The organism is Hydrogenophaga sp. (assembly GCF_030651625.1).
In the GTDB taxonomy this organism is placed as follows: domain Bacteria; phylum Pseudomonadota; class Gammaproteobacteria; order Burkholderiales; family Burkholderiaceae_C; genus Hydrogenophaga.
The window spans coordinates 122,505-137,903 of sequence record NZ_JAUSCF010000006.1; the positions used below are offsets into that span (position 1 = coordinate 122,505).

Annotated in this window: 11 protein-coding genes; 7 read left to right on the forward strand and 4 right to left on the reverse strand. The window is 63.8% G+C overall.

What is annotated here, in order from left to right; genetic code table 11:
• Positions 1–8 precede the first annotated feature (8 nt).
• Positions 9–1,754 carry an urease subunit alpha gene (ureC, locus tag Q7V46_RS02135; protein WP_304911849.1) on the reverse strand — a complete coding sequence of 582 codons (1,746 nt, stop codon included), beginning with the start codon at positions 1,752–1,754 and terminating at the stop codon, positions 9–11.
• Between the two features lie 221 nt (positions 1,755–1,975).
• On the opposite strand from ureC, the gene Q7V46_RS02140 reads away from it, so the two are divergent.
• The gene (locus tag Q7V46_RS02140) at positions 1,976–3,085 is read left to right on the forward strand and encodes a hypothetical protein (RefSeq protein WP_304911850.1); all 1,110 of its coding nucleotides are present in this window, start codon (positions 1,976–1,978) and stop codon (positions 3,083–3,085) included.
• Positions 3,086–3,508: 423 nt separating this feature from the next.
• Here the strand turns inward: Q7V46_RS02140 and Q7V46_RS02145 are convergent, their stop codons facing one another.
• The 3 genes from Q7V46_RS02145 to ureA all read right to left on the reverse strand — a co-directional run bounded on the left by Q7V46_RS02145 (position 3,509) and on the right by ureA (position 4,905).
• Positions 3,509–3,817, reverse strand: coding sequence for an urease subunit beta (locus tag Q7V46_RS02145; RefSeq protein ID WP_304911851.1), 309 nt, complete (start codon positions 3,815–3,817; stop codon positions 3,509–3,511).
• 10 nt (positions 3,818–3,827) lie between these two features.
• Positions 3,828–4,415 (reverse strand): HupE/UreJ family protein, encoded by a 588-nt coding sequence (locus Q7V46_RS02150; RefSeq protein WP_304911852.1) that lies wholly within the window; start codon positions 4,413–4,415, stop codon positions 3,828–3,830.
• 187 nt (positions 4,416–4,602) lie between these two features.
• The gene (gene ureA / locus Q7V46_RS02155; protein WP_304911853.1) at positions 4,603–4,905 is read right to left on the reverse strand and encodes an urease subunit gamma; all 303 of its coding nucleotides are present in this window, start codon (positions 4,903–4,905) and stop codon (positions 4,603–4,605) included.
• 284 nt (positions 4,906–5,189) lie between these two features.
• Between ureA and Q7V46_RS02160 the strand changes: the two genes are divergently transcribed.
• From Q7V46_RS02160 to urtD, 6 genes are all read left to right on the forward strand, one after another.
• Positions 5,190–8,756 (forward strand): ATP-binding protein, encoded by a 3,567-nt coding sequence (locus Q7V46_RS02160; protein WP_304912023.1) that lies wholly within the window; start codon positions 5,190–5,192, stop codon positions 8,754–8,756.
• Between the two features lie 11 nt (positions 8,757–8,767).
• Positions 8,768–9,787 (forward strand): response regulator transcription factor, encoded by a 1,020-nt coding sequence (locus tag Q7V46_RS02165; RefSeq protein ID WP_304911854.1) that lies wholly within the window; start codon positions 8,768–8,770, stop codon positions 9,785–9,787.
• A 156-nt stretch (positions 9,788–9,943) separates the two neighbouring features.
• On the forward strand, positions 9,944–11,233 hold the full coding sequence (gene urtA, locus Q7V46_RS02170) for an urea ABC transporter substrate-binding protein (RefSeq protein WP_304911855.1): 1,290 nt from the start codon (positions 9,944–9,946) through the stop codon (positions 11,231–11,233).
• A gap of 185 nt (positions 11,234–11,418) precedes the next feature.
• Positions 11,419–13,005, forward strand: coding sequence for an urea ABC transporter permease subunit UrtB (gene urtB / locus Q7V46_RS02175; RefSeq protein WP_304912024.1), 1,587 nt, complete (start codon positions 11,419–11,421; stop codon positions 13,003–13,005).
• The gene (gene urtC / locus Q7V46_RS02180) at positions 13,002–14,249 is read left to right on the forward strand and encodes an urea ABC transporter permease subunit UrtC (protein ID WP_370690260.1); all 1,248 of its coding nucleotides are present in this window, start codon (positions 13,002–13,004) and stop codon (positions 14,247–14,249) included. Before urtB ends, urtC begins: the two co-directional genes overlap by 4 nt.
• Complete coding sequence (gene urtD / locus Q7V46_RS02185; protein WP_304911856.1) at positions 14,246–15,121, forward strand: urea ABC transporter ATP-binding protein UrtD; 876 nt, start codon at positions 14,246–14,248, stop codon at positions 15,119–15,121. The genes urtC and urtD overlap by 4 nt, the downstream gene beginning before the upstream one ends.
• The last annotated feature ends 278 nt before the right edge of the window (positions 15,122–15,399 follow it).

The window sequence follows — 15,399 nt, forward strand, 5'->3', positions numbered from 1 at the left end:
GATGCCGTTCAGAACAGGAAGTAACGCTGCGCCATGGGCAGCTTGGTGGCGGGCTCACAAGTAAGCAGTTCGCCGTCGGCGCGCACGGTGTAGCGCTGGGGGTCGATGTCCATCTTGGGCAGGTAGCCGTTGTGGATCATGTCGGCCTTGGTCACGCTGCGGCAGTTCTGCACCGCCACGGTGGCCTTGCTCAGGCCGTAGCGCTCAGTCACACCGGCCGCCAGCGCTGCCTGCGACAGGAAGGTGAGGCTGCCGCGCGCGAGCGAGCGGCCAAAGGCGCCGAACATGGGCCGGTAGTGCACCGGCTGCGGCGTGGGAATCGAGGCATTCGGATCACCCATGGCGGCCAGTGAAATGCTGCCGCCTTGCAGCACCAGCGAGGGCTTCACCCCAAAGAAGGCGGGCTTCCACACCACCAGGTCGGCCCACTTGCCGGGCTCGATGGAGCCCACCACGTGCGAGATGCCGTTGGCAATGGCGGGGTTGATGCCGTATTTGGCAACATAGCGTTTGACGCGGAAGTTGTCGTTGCGCGCGGAGTCTTCAGGCAGTGCGCCGCGCTGTGCTTTCATCTTGCTCGCGGTCTGCCAGGTACGGATGATCACCTCGCCCACGCGGCCCATGGCCTGGCTGTCGCTGCTCATCATGCTGATGGCACCCATGTCGTGCAGGATGTCTTCTGCGGCAATGGTTTCGCGGCGGATGCGGCTCTCGGCGAAGGCCAGGTCTTCGGGGATGGCGGCGTCCAGGTGGTGGCACACCATAAGCATGTCCACATGCTCATCCAGCGTGTTCACCGTGTAGGGCATGGTGGGGTTGGTGCTGGAGGGCAGAAAGTTCGCTTCACCCACCACACGGATGATGTCGGGCGCATGGCCACCGCCGGCGCCTTCGGTGTGAAAGGCACAGAGCGTGCGGCCCTTGGTTGCAGCAATGGTGTCTTCCACAAAGCCGGATTCGTTGAGCGTGTCGGAATGGATGGCGACCTGCACGTCCATTTCTTCGGCCACGTCCAGGCAGTTGCTGATGGCGCTGGGCGTGGTGCCCCAGTCCTCGTGCAGCTTGAGGCCGATCACGCCGGCTTCAATCTGTTCACGCGCCGGCGCGGGTTTGCTGGTATTTCCCTTACCCAGAAAGCCCAGGTTCATGGACAGGCCGTCGGCCGCCTGCAGCATGCGTTCGATGTGCCAGGGGCCGGGGGTGCAGGTGGTGGCCAGGGTGCCGGTGGCCGGGCCGGTGCCGCCGCCCAGCATGGTGGTGACACCGGAGGCCAGGGCTTCGTCCACCTGCTGTGGGCAGATGAAGTGGATGTGGCTGTCGATACCGCCGGGTGTGACGATGCTGCCTTCGCAGCTGATGATTTCAGTGCCGGGGCCGATGATGATGTCCACGCCGGGCATGGTGTCCGGGTTGCCAGCCTTGCCAATGGCCATGATGCGACCGTCTTTCAGGCCGATGTCTGCCTTCACGATGCCCCAGTGGTCGATGATGAGCGCGTTGGTGAGCACCGTGTCCACAGCACCTCCGGTGCTGTCTCCTGGCCCCGCCTTCGGCGCGTTGGTGCGCTGGCTCTGGGCCATGCCGTCGCGGATGGTCTTGCCACCGCCAAATTTCACCTCTTCGCCGTAGCCGCCTGCGCCCAGGGTGAAGTCTTTTTCCACTTCGATGATCAGGTCGGTGTCTGCCAGGCGCACGCGGTCGCCCACGGTGGGGCCAAACATGTCTGCGTAGGCGCTGCGGGAAATGCGGGTCATGGTGGTGTTTGTCCTTCGAAGATGCTGCCGCCGCCGGGCCGGGCAAGGTGTAACAAGCACACACAACGTTTCACATTGCCGCATTGCCAGGCGAGGTCGCCGGTGCTTACATTGGCAGCCGGTCTGATGCATGAACTTCAGCATGGATCGTGCCAGCCCCAGGGGGCTTGTCCACAGAGGCCAGGTCCGGCTTTTCCCTCCATTCAACAACTGACTGAACCATGATTTCCATCGAGCTTCGCTTGCCCTTTTTCCTGCGCGCAAGCGCTCTTGTGGTTGCGCTGGCAGGTCTGGCGGCTTGCGGCGGAAGCGATTCACCGGATGAGCCCGAAGGGCCACCGAGCGTGGGCACGCCCGGTGGTCACGTGGCGGTTCCTGCAGCCGGTCAGGCGGTGGACACCAGCCGGCCCGATCAGGTGGTGGGCACCGGCACGCCAGCCAGTTGCACCGGCCAGGCCGTGGTGAACGCGGTGGCGCTGGGGGGCAAGATCCGCTTCAACTGCGGTCCCAACCCGGTGACCATCACCATGAGCAGCACCGCCAAGGTGTTCAACAATCGGCCCGACGTGACGCTCGACGGTCAGGGTCTGGTCACGCTCGACGGCGGCGGCCGCGTGCGCATCCTGTACCAGAACACCTGCGACCCTGCACAGGTGTGGACCACCTCGCGTTGCGACAACCAGGAAACGCCAAGGCTCACGGTGCAGAACATCCGCTTCGCCAACGGCAATGCGACCGGTCAGTTGACCGACGGCGGCGGCGGCGGCGCGATCTTCGTGCGGGGTGGCCAGTTCAAAATTGTCAACAGCGTGTTCACGAACAACCGCTGCGAGTCCACCGGGCCCGACATGGGTGGTGGCGCGGTGCGCGTGCTCAGCATTTTCCAGGATCGCCCGGTGTACGTGGTGCAGAGCACATTTGGTGGAGGGCCCGGTCTGGGCAACCGCTGCTCCAATGGCGGCGCGCTCAGCAGCATCGGCGTGTCTTACAGCATTTACAACAGCCTGCTCTCGCACAACGCCGCACTGGGCAATGGCGCCAACCCGCAGCGACCCGGCACCCCCGGCGGCGGCAGCGGCGGGGCCATCTACAACGACGGCAACACATTCACCCTGTCGATCTATGGCAGCCGGGTGAGCGACAACACGGCATCTGAAGGGGGCAGTGCCGTGTTCTTCGTGAGCAACAACCGCACGGGTCGCATGACGCTCAGCGATTCGGTGTTTGTACGCAACCCGGCCACGCGATTTGGCACGGATGGGTTGCCGGGCTTCTTTGTGCTGGCTGCGCCGGGGCAACCAGTGGTGACGCGGACCACCATCTCTCATTGAGGAGTTTGATCGGGGCTTCAGCGCCGCAGGGACTAATTTTTTGCTCCCTCGCCCTTCTGGGGAGGGAGTTGGGGTGAGGGGCTGTATTGGATTGCTGGGTTGTTTCCGGAAGCTTGGTTTGGCCGGGTCTCGGCCCGGCGGCCGAGGTACTGTTCTTTTGCTTCGCCCAAAAGAAAGTACCCAAAGAAAAGGCGAGCCGAAGTCCGGGCCGCTGCGCGGTTCCTTGCGCTGCTCGCGTCGTGGGGGAAATTCGCAAACTTGTCCGCTGCGCGGCCTTCAGACATGCGAATTTCTGATCCCCACGCCCCTGCGCTGCTCAGCCCGGCCACACGGCGGGGGCGGGATCGGAATCGGACTACCCCTCGGGCGAGCCTGCCTTCGCTTCCTTGGGGTAGCGCTCAGCGCTGCCGGGGGTGGGCCAATCTATTCCAGCGCGCCTTGTGTAAGCCCGCGAAACCCCTGCACGATCCGGTCACCTGCATAGTCCACCAGCTCCACAGTGCGCTGCTGCCCGGGCTCAAAACGCACCGCGGTGCCAGACGCAATGTTCAGCCTCATGCCGCGCGCCGCAGCGCGGTCGAAATCCAGTGCACCGTTGGTCTCTGCAAAGTGGTAGTGCGAGCCGACCTGGATGGGCCGGTTGGCACCGTTCTTCACCACCAGGCTGAGCGTGCGCCGGCCCGGGTTGAGTTCGTGTTCGCTGCCATCGACAAGGTATTCGCCGGGGATCATGTGATGCTCCTCAACCGGCCAGCAGGCCCAGGCCCATGTTCACACCCATGAGCGCCACCACGGCACCTGCCACGCGGGGCAACCAGACACTGGAGCGCTTCAGGCCCAGGCCCATACCAATGCCCACCGCATGCAGCACCGCTGTGCCCAGCACCATGCCGGCCAGCGCGGCACTGCCGCCCAGTTCCTGGCCATGTGCTGCACCATGAAACAGCGCAAAGGCCCCCACCAGCACCGCACCTGCAGCCTCCGGCAACTTCACCTGTGCCGCCAACAACAGACCAACGACCAGCATGGAGGCAGCGATCATCGGCTCAATGGCCGGGAAGGCCACACCCGCTTGCGCCAGCAAGGCGCCCGCCAGCAGCAACACAGCAAACGACACCGGCGCCAGCCACAGCCGCCGCGTCGTCATGGCACTCCACACGCCTACCGCCAACATGGCAGCCAGGTGATCCAGCCCGGTGATGGGGTGCAGAAATCCGGTCAGGAAGCCATGGTGCGCCGAACCGTCTGCACCCACATGAGCCAGCGCAGAAGTACCCGCCAAAGCAAGCCCAGTCAAAGCAGCCGTTTTGAAGATTGTTTGAAATTTCATCGAGAAGCTCCAGCAAAAGTATGAGAGAAGTGCCTGATCCAAGGGCGCCGCGGAACCAGTGAACTTGAAAGCCTGCAGCGAATGCATCGGGAGAAGTGCCTTGGTCAAGGATGCGGTGGAACCGGCTTTGCCGGGCCACTCGCATCGCCCCCTGGGGGGTGACGCGCGAAGCGCGGCGCGGGGGGTGTCACGGTATAGGCTGATGCACCGTCACCAGCTTGGTGCCATCCGGAAACGTCGCTTCCACCTGAATGTCGGGAATCATCTCAGCAATGCCTTCCATCACGTCGGACCGGCTCAGCACGGTGCGGCCTTCGCTCATCAGTTCGGCCACGGTCTTGCCGTCACGGGCACCTTCCATCACCGCGGCGCTGATCAGTGCCACGGCTTCGGGGTAGTTGAGTTTCAGGCCGCGTGCCTTGCGCCGCTCGGCCAGCAGGGCGGCGGTGAAAAGCATGAGCTTGTCTTTTTCGCGAGGAGATAGTTCCATGTCGTTTCACTGATCAGTCAGCTCGCGCGGCCGCAAAGGCCGGTCGAACGCGAGGCTTCAGGTCCAAAGCGGTAGGCAGTCGAAAAACCAGGGGGCCCAGGGGCCTGCGCGCGAGGGGTTCAGCAAATACCGTGCCCTGGCACTTCGCGTGGCATGAAAGCTGCACCTGACGTTGGGTGAATCCCCTGCCTGCCGTTCCTCCTCTTTCAGACCCGCTGGCCGATGCGCCTCAGCGCATCACCCGTGTGCGCCGCGACTACAACAGCTGGGTGGGCAGCGAAACCATGGAGGACTACGCGCTGCGTTTCACCCCGCAGCGCTTTCGCAAATGGAGCGAATGGCGCGTGGCCAACACGGCATTTGGCGCGGCGTCGTTCCTGATTCTGGAGGCGGTGGGGGCCACGCTGCTGGTGCAGTACGGCTTCATCAACGCGTTCTGGGCCATCCTGGCCACCGGCCTGATCATCTTCGTGGCTGGCCTGCCCATCAGCGTGTACGCCGCCCGCTACGGGGTCGACATGGACTTGCTCACACGTGGTGCGGGCTTCGGCTACATAGGCTCCACCATCACTTCGCTGATCTACGCGTCCTTCACCTTCATCTTCTTTGCGCTGGAGGCTGCGGTGATGGCCTATGCGCTGGAGCTGGCGTTGGATATTCCGCCGGCATGGGGCTATTTGATCTGCGCGGTGGTGGTGATTCCGCTGGTGACGCATGGCGTTTCGGTGATCAGCCGCTTCCAGGTCTGGACCCAGCCACTGTGGCTGGTGATGATGTTGGTGCCTTTTCTGGCGGTCTGGATGCTGGATCCCGGTGTGTTTGCCAATGTGGTGCATTACGGTGGCCAAAATGGTGCAGGCACGGCGTTTCAGTGGCCTCTTTTTGGTGCGGCGCTCACGGTGGGCATTGCGCTGATCACCCAGATGGGCGAGCAGGCCGACTACCTGCGCTTCATGCCGGCCAAGGAACCGGGCAAGCCGTTGCGGTGGTGGGTCGGTGTGCTGGCGGGCGGGCCGGGCTGGGTGGTGATTGGTGTGCTCAAGATGCTGGGCGGCGCCTTGCTGGCCTACCTGGCCATCAGCCACATGGTGCCACCCGAACGCGCGGTCGACCCGAACCAGATGTACCTGGCGGCCTACGAATACGTGTTCCCGCACTACGGCTGGGCGGTGGCGGCCACGGCGCTGTTTGTGGTGATCTCGCAGATGAAGATCAACGTGACCAACGCCTATGCCGGATCGCTGGCCTGGAGCAATTTTTTCTCGCGCCTCACGCACAGCCACCCGGGCCGCGTGGTGTGGGTGGTGTTCAACACCCTGATCGCCTTCATGCTGATGGAGATGAACGTGTTCCAGGCGCTGGGCGAGGTGCTGGGGCTGTACTCGAACATCGCCATCGCCTGGATCATGGCCGTGGTGGCCGACCTGGTGATCAACAAGCCACTGGGCCTGTCGCCCAAGGGCATCGAATTCAAGCGCGCCTACCTGTACGACATCAATCCCGTGGGCGTGGGTGCCATGGTGCTGGCCTCGGTGCTGTCGATTGCGGCGCACATGGGGCTGATGGGCCCAATGGCGCAGGCGTTTTCGGCAGTCATCGCGATGGTGACGGCGCTGATAGCAGCGCCGCTGATCGCATGGGCCACGCAAGGCCGTTACTACATCGCCAGACGGGAAAACACTTGCGGGGCATCATCTTGCGAAGGTTGTGAGTCGAGAGGGGTAGTCAGTTCAGAAATACCGCGGATCGGGCTTCGCCCGGCCGTTGGTGTTGCCCCCCTTCAGGGGGGTGACGCCGAAGGCGGCGCGGGGGGTGTTTCCGAGTCCAGCGCGGGGGGTGTGCTCAAGCCCGTGCTCAAGCCCATGCTCAAGTGCGTGATTTGCGAGCGCGAATACGAAGCCCCTGACATGGCGCACTGCCCTGCCTACCAGGGCAACATCTGTTCGCTCTGCTGCACACTGGACGCGCGTTGTGGCGACCTCTGCAAACCGCATGCGCGCCTGTCCGAGCAATGGATGGCTGCATTGCGGCGCGTGCTGCCGCGCTCCACCTGGCCCTACCTGGAGGCGGGTCTGGCGCACTACCTGTTGCTGATGCTGGTGATGGCGCCGGTGTTGGCGGCGGTGCTGGGCCTGCTGTACCGGCAGGAGGTGCAGGGGCTGGCGCAAAGCCTGGGCTTGATGGGCGACGCCTCGATGCTGGACGCGGCTTTGCGCTCGGGCTTTTTTCGCGTGTACGCGGTGCTGCTGCTGATCGCGGCCACGGTGGCCTGGTGGCTGGTGCTGGCGCACAAGAGCCGCCAAGTGGCGCAGGAAGAATCGAATCGGCAGACGCACCTGCTGATGCAGGAGATCGAGTCCCACCGCCGCACCGATGAACAATTGCAGCGTGCCCGCGAAGCCGCCGACCAGGCCAATCAGGCCAAGACGCGCTACATCAGCACCATCAGCCACGAACTGCGCACGCCACTCAACAGCATCCTGGGCTACGCGCAGTTGCTGCAGGAAGACAGTGAGTTGGCGCCGCATCGGGCGCAGGCCATCCGCGTGATTCATCGCGGCGGCGAGCACCTGCTCTCGCTCATCGAAGGCACGCTGGACATTGCACGCATCGAATCCGGCAAGCTCGCGCTGGACGTTCGTCCCATGGCTTTTGCCGACGCCATGAGCGAAGTGGCCAGCATGTTCGAGCTACAGGCTGCGGCGAAGGGCCTGCGTTTCGTGTTCGACACCGGCAGCCGCCTGCCCGATGCGGTGCGCGCCGACGAAAAGCGCCTGCGCCAGATCCTGTTCAACCTGCTGGGCAACGCGGTGAAGTTCACACGCGAGGGGGAGGTGCGCCTGCGTGTGTCGCATGCGTGCGAGATGGCTCACTTCGAGGTGCAGGACACGGGCCCGGGCATGACGGCGCAGGAGCTGGAGAGAGTGTTTGAGCCATTTGCACGCGGGGCTCATTCGGCTGGGGCGGGGGGTGTTCCTGCGCTGCCCGGGCAAAACGCGTCGGGCACTGGTTTGGGACTGACCATTGCCAAGATGCTGACCGACCTCATGGGTGGCGAGATGACCGTGCGCAGCACGCCCGGTGAGGGCACGGTGTTCAGCGTGCGCCTGTTCCTGCCGGAGCTGCATGGCGCGGTGGTGCGGCCTGCTGTGCCGGCGCCCACCTTCACGGGCTTTCAGGGGCCACGCAAGCGTGTGCTGGTGGTGGACAACGAAGAGGCCGACCGCGAACTGCTGGCGCGCTGGCTGCAGCCGCTCGGGTTTGACGTGCTGCTGGCCACCAGCGGGCACGACGCGCTGGCCCTGATGGCCACGCTGGACCCGCTGCCGGACGCCATCTTCATGGACCTGGCCATGCCCGGCATTGATGGGTGGGAAACGCTGCGCCGCTTGCGCGCGCGTGGTTGGGGCGACGTGCCACTGGCCATCGTGTCGGCCAATGCATTTGACAAGGGTTTGCAGTCCGACATCGAGGGTGACCGTGGGCATCTTCCTCAAGATTTTTTCGTGAAGCCGGTGCGGCGCGATGACCTGCTGGTGTGGCTGGGTCAGCGCCTGGGGCTGAAATGGGAAACTGCAGCCGCTTTGCCAAAGCATCCGAAGCAGGCTGTTGTGGGCCTTGGCGTTGTTCCTGTGCTGTCGCAGGGCGAGATGGCGCCCCTGCTGGAACTGGTGCGGCTGGGCTACTACAAGGGCATCGTGCAGTGGCTCGATGACTGGGTACGCCTGCGGCCTGAGCAGGCGGAATTTGCGCGCGGGTTGCGCACGCTGGCGCGGGAGTTCCGCTTCGAGGCGATCGAGCAGCGGCTGCTGGGGCAGGGGCCTGCGGCGCAGTCTTCGGGTGTGTCATGACAGCAAACCACATGACTCATCAAACCACACCCGAACGAACCGGTGCCCCTCTGGGCAGTGCCCTGGTCGTGCTCATCGTCGACGACGTGCCCGACAACGTCGCCCCATTGCACGACGCGCTGGACGAAGCCGGCTACACCGTGCTGGTGGCGCTCGACGGCGAATCCGCCATCCGCCGTGCCACCCAGGCCCTGCCCGACGTGATCCTGCTCGACGCCGTGATGCCCGGCATCGACGGCTTCGAGGTCGCGCGCCGGCTCAAGGCCGACCCGATCACCGCGCAGATCCCCATCATCTTCATGACCGGCCTCACCGAGACCGAACATCTGGTGGCCGCGCTGGACGCGGGCGGCGCCGACTACGTGACCAAACCCATCAAGCCGCGCGAGGTGATGGCGCGCATGGGTGTGCACCTGCGCACCGCGCGCCACGTGCGCCAGGGCGCGGTGGAACGCAGCCAGGCCCGCAACGCACTCGACGCCTTCGGCTACGCCACCATCACCGTGCGCGAACACGACGGCCGCCTGATGTGGCAGACCCCGCTGGCGCGCGACCTGCTGCAGCGCTACTGCGGCACCGAAGCACCCGCCACGCCGCCCGCCGTGCTGCAGTGGCTGCGCCGCCACCTGCACGACGCGCAGGCCCAGCGAGAGCCGCCGCGCCTCACGCTGGAAAACGGTCCGCGCCGACTCACCTTCCGGCTGCACCAGCGCGTGGGCGACCAGGACCAGGGCGAGGTCAACGGCGAAGGCGGCGACTGGCTGATCGTGATGCAGGAAACCTCGGACGCAAGCGTGCTTGAATCCATGGCGCAAGCTTTTGCCCTGACCGCGCGTGAAGCCGAGGTGCTGTACTGGGTGGTCAAGGGCAAGACCAACCGCGACATTGGCGACATTCTGGGCGCCAGCCCCGCCACCGTGAAGAAGCACCTGGAACGCATCCACGCCAAGCTCGGCGTGGAAACCCGCACTGCTGCAGCCACCATGGCCATCAACAGGGTGCCCCTCTTGCAGCCCCAGCACGGAGGCTGACGCGCGCCTTGCAGCAGCGTACGCCACCCGGCGTACATACACCTCGAAGGGTCTTCCCTAGCATCCAGTTGTCCGCTGTGCCACGCCTGAAGAGGGCAGCCGGCGGCGCCAATACCAACCCCCTCACGGGACCCCCTGGAACACTGGAGAAGCGCCATGTCGACAACCCAAAACGCACGCCGTTTTACCCTCAAGACCCTTTCGGCCGCCGCCGTGGCCGTCACACTCGGTGGCCTCACGGCCCTGCCGGCCTACGCACAGGAGACCATCAAGGTCGGTGTGCTGCACAGCCTCTCGGGCACCATGGCCATTTCGGAAACCGTGCTCAAGGACACGGTGTTGATGGCCATTGAAGAGATCAACGCCAAGGGCGGCGTTCTGGGCAAGAAGCTCGAACCCGTGGTGGTCGACCCCGCTTCCAACTGGCCGCTGTTTGCCGAGCGTGCACGCCAGCTGATCACACAGGACAAGGTGGCCGTGGTGTTCGGTTGCTGGACCTCGGTGTCCCGCAAGTCGGTGCTGCCCGTGTTCGAGGAACTCAACAGCCTGCTGTTCTACCCCGTGCAGTACGAGGGCGAAGAGCTGAGCAAGAACGTGTTCTACACCGGTGCCGCACCCAACCAGCAGGCCATTCCCGCTGTGGAATACCTGATGAGCAAGGACGGCGGTTCGGCCAAGCGCTTCGTGCTGCTGGGCACCGACTACGTGTACCCCCGCACCACCAACAAGATCCTTCGCGCGTTCCTGAAATCCAAGGGGGTTCCGGACAGCGACATCATGGAGGAGTACACCCCCTTCGGTCACTCTGATTACCAGACCATCATCGCCAACGTGAAGAAATTCGCCAGCGAAGGCAAGAAGACGGCGGTGGTTTCCACCATCAACGGCGACTCCAACGTGCCCTTCTACAAGGAACTGGGCAACGCCGGCCTGAAGGCGACCGACGTGCCGGTGGTGGCGTTCTCCGTGGGTGAAGAGGAGCTGCGCGGCGTGGACACCAAGCCGCTGGTGGGTCACCTGGCTGCATGGAACTACTTCATGTCGCTCAAGAACCCGACCAACACCGAGTTCACCAAGAAGTGGGCCGATTACGCCAAGGCCAAGAACATCGCCGGCCACAGGGACCGCCCGTTGACCAACGACCCGATGGAGGCCACCTACATCGGCATCAACATGTGGAAGCAGGCCGTGGAAAAAGCCAAGAGCACCGACACCGACAAGGTGATCGCCGCCATGGCCGGCCAGACCTTCACCGCGCCCAGCGGCATCGTGAGCAAGATGGACGAGAAGAACCACCACCTGCACAAGAGCGTGTTCATTGGCGAAGTGCGCGCCGATGGCCAGTTCGATGTGGTGTGGAAGACGCCTGGTCCCGTCAAGGCACAGCCATGGAGCCCCTTCATTCCTGAGAACAAGGGCAAGAAGGACGAGCCTGTGAAGAAGTAAGCGGTAGGCACCCCCCGCCGCGCTGCGCGCGACCCCCCTCTCTTGCGCCTTCGGCTTGGAGGGGGGCGACATCTCGGGCCGGCAAAGCCGGACCCTCGTTGTCTCTGGACGGGATGCCTTTCGCTCGAGCCTCTTGTATTTCTGAATTCACGCGGCTTGCTGATTGGTGAAGGACTGACATGAAAATGTTTTGGCTGCGAAGCCTTGGGCTCTGGTTGGCGCTTGCTTTGGGCGCGAACATGGCGCAAGCGCTCACGCCTGCCGATGCGCTGGCCCTGGTGGAGGGCGGTGCCAGCGAGCGCATCGAAACCATGAACCGGCTTGCCGTCGAGCCGGACGAACGGGCTGCCGCCTTGATTCGTGCCATGGCCGCGCGCAACGTACGTGTGGCGGGAGAAAAGGTGTTCATTGTTGACGGTGATGCAGCGATTGACTCGGTGACCGGTGAATCCGTGGTTTTGCCTGCCGACGCGCAGGACATCATGCTCAACAACCGCATGCGCGGCGCGCTGGAGACGGCGCTGGCAGCGCTTGATTTGCTGAACGCCGGGCCTCAGCGTCAGCGTGAGGCAGCGCGTACTTTGCAGCGCGGCGCCTTCAATGAACCCGACATCGAACAGCTGCCACTGATCGACAAGGCCCTGGCAGGCGACCTCGACCCGCAGGCACGCCAGACGCTGGAACTGGCACAGGCAGCAGTGTTGCTGGACAGTGAAGACGAAACGCAGCGCCGGGCCGCTGCCGAAAAATTGGGCGAAGCGCGCCAGCCCCTCGTGCGTCCCTTGCTGCTGGCGCAGATCGAACGCGAACAAAGCGCGAGCGTGAAGGCTGCGCTGGACAAATCCTTGAAGACGCTGGAGCGCTCGCTGCAATTCAACAGCCTGCTCGCACAGGGCTTCACCGGCATCAGCCTGGGCAGCATCCTGCTGCTGGCCGCGCTGGGCCTGGCCATCACCTATGGCCTCATGGGCGTCATCAACATGGCGCACGGTGAGCTGATCATGATCGGCGCTTACGCCACCTGGCTGGTGCAGGTGGCTTTCAAGCAGATGTTCCCCGACATGTTCGACTGGTACCTGCTGGTGGCCATGCCGATTGCATTCATGACTTCTGCGCTGGTGGGCGCGGCCATGGAACGCTCCGTGATCCGCTTTCTGTACGGCCGCCCGCTGGAAACGCTGCTGGCCACCTGGGGCATTTCGCTGGTGCTGATGCAGGGCGTGCGCAGCCTGTTCGGTGCACAGAACGTGGGAGTGGAAAACCCGAGCTGGATGAGCGGCAGCGTCACCCTCATGGGCAACCTCACTTTGCCCTGGAACCGCATCATCATCATCGGCTTTGCTGTGGTGGTGCTGGTGGGCGTGACGCTGATGATAGGCAAGACGCGGCTGGGCCTGTTCGTGCGCGGCGTCACACAGAACCGGCCGATTGCATCGTGCATGGGCGTGAACACCGCGCGCATCGATACCTATGCATTTGCCTTGGGTTCCGGCATTGCAGGCCTGGCCGGCTGCGCACTGAGCCAGATCGGCAACGTGGGCCCCGACCTTGGGCAGAGCTACATCGTGGACTCGTTCATGGTGGTGGTGCTGGGCGGCGTAGGGCAGATTGCTGGCACGGTGTACGCCGCGCTGGGCCTGGGCATGCTCAATAAATTCATTGAAGGCTGGGCCGGTGCGGTGCTGGCCAAGATCGCGGTGCTGGTCTTCATCATCATCTTCATCCAGAAGCGTCCGCAGGGGATTTTCGCCATGAAGGGAAGGGAAGCATGAGCGGCACGAACGCCAACAGGCCCATGGAAGCTTTGCCATCGGGATCGGTATCGCTCCCCAGCCCCGGTCCGCTGCTCACCCGCACCGGCTGGAGCAGTTTCATCGTCGCGCTGCTGGTGGTGTGTGCCCTGGCTCCCGCGCTCAACCTGATCGTACCGGCCGACAGTGCCTTCCACCTGAGCGACTACATGGTGGGCCTGCTGGGCAAGATCATGTGCTACGCCATCTGCGCGCTGGCCATGGACCTCATCTGGGGCTACACCGGCATCCTCAGCCTGGGCCACGGTCTGTTCTTCGCGCTGGGGGGCTACGTGATGGGCATGTACCTCATGCGCCAGATCGGGCTGGACGGCAACTACAAAAGCGAGCTGCCCGACTTCATGGTGTTCCTGGACTGGAAGGAACTGCCCTGGCACTGGGCACTGAGCGACAGCTTCATCGCCACGCTGTTCCTCATCGTTGCGGTGCCGGGCCTGGTGGCATTTGTATTCGGCTACTTCGCCTTTCGCTCGCGCATCAAGGGCGTGTATTTCTCCATCATCACGCAGGCCCTCACCTTTGCCGCGCTGCTGCTGTTCTTCCGCAATGAGACCGGCTTTGGCGGCAACAACGGCTTCACCGACTTCAAACGCATCCTGGGCATTCCCCTGGCCACGCCCGGCATGCGTATGACGCTCTTCGTGCTCACCGGCCTCACGCTGCTGGGCTTTTTCCTGTGGGCTCGCTGGCTGGTCAACAGCAAGTTCGGGCGCGTGTTGCAGGCCGTGCGCGATGCCGAAAGCCGCGTCATGTTCTGCGGCTACAACCCGCTGCCCTACAAGCTCACCATCTGGACCATTTCGGCCGTGATGTGCGGCGTGGCCGGTGCCTTGTACGTACCACAGGTGGGCATCATCAACCCCGGTGAAATGAGCACCGCCAACAGTATCGAGATCGCCATCTGGGCAGCAGTGGGTGGCCGTGCCACTTTGATTGGTCCCATCATTGGCGCCTTCATCGTCAACGGCGCAAAAAGTTTCCTCACGGTGAGCTTCCCTGAATACTGGTTGTACTTCCTGGGCGGCTTGTTCATTGTGGTGACCCTGTTCATGCCGCAGGGCGTGGTGGGGCTGGTGAAGACGCTGCGTGGCAAGCTGGGTGTACGTTCACCCAAAGTCCAAGCAGCTGAGCGACCCGCATCGGTGGTGCTCCCACCCAAGGACGCACAACCTCAGGCAGCCACTCCCACTGGAGCACAGGCATGACCCCGGACCTGATGGAAGCCGGTGCGGAGCGCCTGCAAAAGGCACTGGATGTGGTGAACACGGGGCTCACCGAATCCGGCGGTCGCTCTGCAGGCTACGGGCGCGTGCACACGCCCGGCGAAGTGGACACCACGCACGGCCGCATCCTGTACCTGGAAGACGTGCACGTGAGCTTCGACGGATTCAAGGCCATCAATGGCCTTTCGCTGGACATCGCACCTGGCGAGCTGCGCTGCATCATCGGCCCCAATGGGGCAGGCAAGACCACGATGATGGACATCATCACCGGCAAGACACGGCCCGACAAAGGCCAGGTGTTCTTCGGCAGCACCATCGACCTGCTGCGCTACCGCGAAGCCGAGATCGCCGCACTGGGCATCGGCCGCAAGTTCCAGAAGCCCACGGTATTCGAACAGCTCAGCGTGTTTGAGAACCTGGAGCTGGCACTGGCCACCGACAAACGCGTGCGCCACAGCATGGTGTTCACGCTCACCGGGGAGGAGAAAGACCGGCTGGGCGAAGTGCTGCAAACCATTCACCTGACAGACAGCGCTGCACGCCTGGCCGGCAACCTCAGTCACGGGCAGAAGCAGTGGCTGGAGATTGGCATGCTGCTGATGCAGGATCCCAAGTTGTTGTTGCTGGATGAGCCTGTGGCTGGCATGACGGATGAAGAGACCGAGCGGACTGCGCAGCTGTTTTTGTCGCTGAAGGGCAAGCATTCGCTGATGGTGGTGGAGCACGACATGAGCTTCATTCGAACCATCTCTGAGAAGGTCACTGTGCTTTGTGACGGTTCGGTGCTGGCTGAAGGGACTTTGGATGAGGTGCAGGCGGATGAGCGGGTGATTGAGGTTTATCTTGGGCGCTGATCTTCTTGTCTCCGGTCGCTTGGTTTGGCCGGGTCTCGCCCCGGCGGGCGACCTTCTTTTCTTTGCTTCGCCAAAGAAAAGAAGGCAAAAGAAAGGCGAGCCGGATGCGCTGTCCCTTCGCTTCGCTACGGGCACACTGCGTTGCTCGGTCCGGACGGGGTCTGCGCAAACTTGTCCGCTTCGCGGCCTTCGGACATGCGCAGCCCTGACCCGCCCGGCCCTGCGCTACTCGCCAGCGCATGACGGCGGAAGGCGGGAGCGGGGACATCTTCTCCGGC

Bases quoted from the DNA above. Each gene is read 5' to 3' on its own strand.
- ureC (WP_304911849.1), bottom strand. From the start codon at position 1,754: ATGACCCGCATTTCCCGCAGCGCCTACGCAGACATGTTTGGCCCCACC.
- Q7V46_RS02140 (WP_304911850.1), top strand. From the start codon at position 1,976: ATGATTTCCATCGAGCTTCGCTTGCCCTTTTTCCTGCGCGCAAGCGCT.
- Q7V46_RS02145 (WP_304911851.1), bottom strand. From the start codon at position 3,817: ATGATCCCCGGCGAATACCTTGTCGATGGCAGCGAACACGAACTCAAC.
- Q7V46_RS02150 (WP_304911852.1), bottom strand. From the start codon at position 4,415: ATGAAATTTCAAACAATCTTCAAAACGGCTGCTTTGACTGGGCTTGCT.
- ureA (WP_304911853.1), bottom strand. From the start codon at position 4,905: ATGGAACTATCTCCTCGCGAAAAAGACAAGCTCATGCTTTTCACCGCC.
- Q7V46_RS02160 (WP_304912023.1), top strand. From the start codon at position 5,190: ATGGAGGACTACGCGCTGCGTTTCACCCCGCAGCGCTTTCGCAAATGG.
- Q7V46_RS02165 (WP_304911854.1), top strand. From the start codon at position 8,768: ATGACTCATCAAACCACACCCGAACGAACCGGTGCCCCTCTGGGCAGT.
- urtA (WP_304911855.1), top strand. From the start codon at position 9,944: ATGTCGACAACCCAAAACGCACGCCGTTTTACCCTCAAGACCCTTTCG.
- urtB (WP_304912024.1), top strand. From the start codon at position 11,419: ATGTTTTGGCTGCGAAGCCTTGGGCTCTGGTTGGCGCTTGCTTTGGGC.
- urtC (WP_370690260.1), top strand. From the start codon at position 13,002: ATGAGCGGCACGAACGCCAACAGGCCCATGGAAGCTTTGCCATCGGGA.
- urtD (WP_304911856.1), top strand. From the start codon at position 14,246: ATGACCCCGGACCTGATGGAAGCCGGTGCGGAGCGCCTGCAAAAGGCA.